The organism is Pseudoalteromonas sp. NBT06-2 (genome assembly GCF_002276045.1).
In the GTDB taxonomy this organism is placed as follows: Bacteria; Pseudomonadota; Gammaproteobacteria; order Enterobacterales; family Alteromonadaceae; genus Pseudoalteromonas.
This window is the reverse complement of record NZ_NQMR01000316.1, coordinates 1-2,081: the sequence shown is the minus strand read 5'-3', so window position 1 is coordinate 2,081 and position 2,081 is coordinate 1. Positions and strand designations below refer to the sequence as shown.

The 2,081-nt window shown below is 28.2% G+C and carries 3 protein-coding genes; all 3 read left to right on the top strand.

The features are described 5' to 3' along the window. Positions 1–319: 319 nt before the first annotated feature. The 3 genes from CJF42_RS25710 to CJF42_RS25700 all read left to right on the top strand — a co-directional run bounded on the left by CJF42_RS25710 (position 320) and on the right by CJF42_RS25700 (position 1,812). The gene (locus CJF42_RS25710) at positions 320–508 is read left to right on the top strand and encodes a hypothetical protein (RefSeq protein ID WP_095369331.1); all 189 of its coding nucleotides are present in this window, start codon (positions 320–322) and stop codon (positions 506–508) included. A gap of 68 nt (positions 509–576) precedes the next feature. After that, a complete protein-coding gene (locus CJF42_RS25705) occupies positions 577–1,161 on the top strand; it encodes a hypothetical protein (RefSeq protein ID WP_095369330.1) in 585 nt (194 codons plus the stop codon). A 3-nt stretch (positions 1,162–1,164) separates the two neighbouring features. Then, a complete protein-coding gene (locus CJF42_RS25700) occupies positions 1,165–1,812 on the top strand; it encodes a helix-turn-helix domain-containing protein (protein WP_095369329.1) in 648 nt (215 codons plus the stop codon). Positions 1,813–2,081 lie beyond the last annotated feature (269 nt).

Sequence of the window (2,081 nt, the reverse complement as noted above, 5' to 3'; positions counted from 1 at the left end):
AAACCAACTGATGTCATATAACCTTATTCTCCACTCTTGTACTATTTAATTAATCCTAAACATATAGGTTGAATTGAGTTTTTCACCTGCCCTATATCGGTCCACGAATATGCAACCATGATATAACTCATACCAACGCGCTATGACTTCATCATTTGATAAGTTTGAAGGTTTATATTTGTGGATCATTTTTTGCTTAGATAGGCTTTTACATAAAACGTCAACAATCTAACATGTATAGATTTTGAACTATTCACACTTAAAAAGTTAATATTTATTAATACTATTATTTCATTATAAAAAACTGATTGGAGAACTCATGAAAAACTCAAAAAACATTATCGCTGTAATGGCAACTTGTATGCTACTTAGCTCTAATTTATCATTAGCCGAAGAGACAGTGAAAGATAAAAAAACAAAAGAAGAAATTTCTATCATTAAAAAAATCGATGGATGGGTAGTGGGAATTATGAACACAGGTGGAGTAATTTTCATAAAACCCGATTAACACATTAGAAATATTTATTTACATAAAGTAACATAGCAGCCCTATTGTTCCTATTTAGGGTTGTTGTCATGTACGAAAGTTTGATTTTATTGTATGAATCAACATTTCTAGCTAGTTTAAATGCTGAAGCATTCACACTAGGCGCGCTTTTGAGTGTGATTTTTACATTTGCTATTTTGTACTCTAGTTATTTGATGATTTTCAAAAAAGAAAGTGCAAGCCATTTCATAACAATATCATTTATAGGAATTTATTTTTTAATTTGCAGTTTCATAACGGATCATGCTGTTAAACTATCTCAGATAATTCATATTGGAGATTTGAGGTTTATATATTTAGTGTTTGCTGTTTTAAACTTTCTTGTGGGGAAGTTGTTATATATTTTACATAATTTATTTTGTGGCTTTAAAAGTGATTTATTGCATAGCTCAATAGATGTACTTAATTTAATGGCTATATTTCATCTATTTATTTGGTTAAAAGTATTTGTTTTTGATTTAGGGGTTGAAGCACCATTACTTAACGTGCTTTATTCATTTTCAATTATGTATTTAAGTGTTGCGCTCGCTATAACCTTACTGTTTCCATCTATATTAAACACCAGATTAAAAATACTAGTTAATCCTATGCCAAATTTAGTTAACATGAGGTAGAAAATGTATTCGTTATTAATTTCGATTTTACATGTTTTAGCTACGATTGTTGTCATTTCTGTTTTATTTGCTGCATATATTGCAAAGAAAAAAAATGTCTTTAGTAAAAGCGTACAACAACAAGCGCTGGATATATTTTTATTAGAGTTGGATGAAAACGCTGATCTTGATTTAATTAAAATTAAAAAAGAAGCTTTAAAATTTACCATTGAAAATATTCAATTCCATTGGAAATACTTTCAAAATAACAGAGAAAATTTTGAACAAATTAAAAATATTTCTTTAGAAGATAAAAATAAAGAGATATTAGTAATGATAGAAAATAAAATACATAAACATCTTACTTGCGTTTTTAGTGATGAAGAAATAAATGACGCAAGTCATAAAATTTGTTTGGACTCTTTGTTATCTGAGTTATCTATAAGTAAAAAAAAGCTAAATGAAGTTTTAATAAATCAAGGATCTTTTAGCCAAATGTATAAAAATGCTCGTTTAGATTATGCAGCTAAACATCTTAAATCTACTCAAATCAAATTAAATAAAATTCAGTTAATGGCTTCTTATAATGATGCAGCATCATTTAGAGAAGCATTTAAAAAAAGGTATGGAATCACACCAAGTAAGTATAGGAAGATTAATACTACGCTTTAGAAGAGTGTTAAAGATTTAAGTGCCATTGATAAAAAAATAAACCTCAAAAGCGTGTGAGCAGCTATCATTAATTCGAGTAAACGTTTTAATATAAAGTCTCGAAGAGCTGTTTATAGTGACTCTGTGCATGTAAAGTTAATTAAAGATCCCAACTTTGCATTTAATGCATTAATAACAATTTTGAATGGAGATAGTTTTTTTAGAACAATTACTATATAGATTTCAGGTGCCAAACAAGTTAAATTACCGGAGGCTTATTTGATTACGCC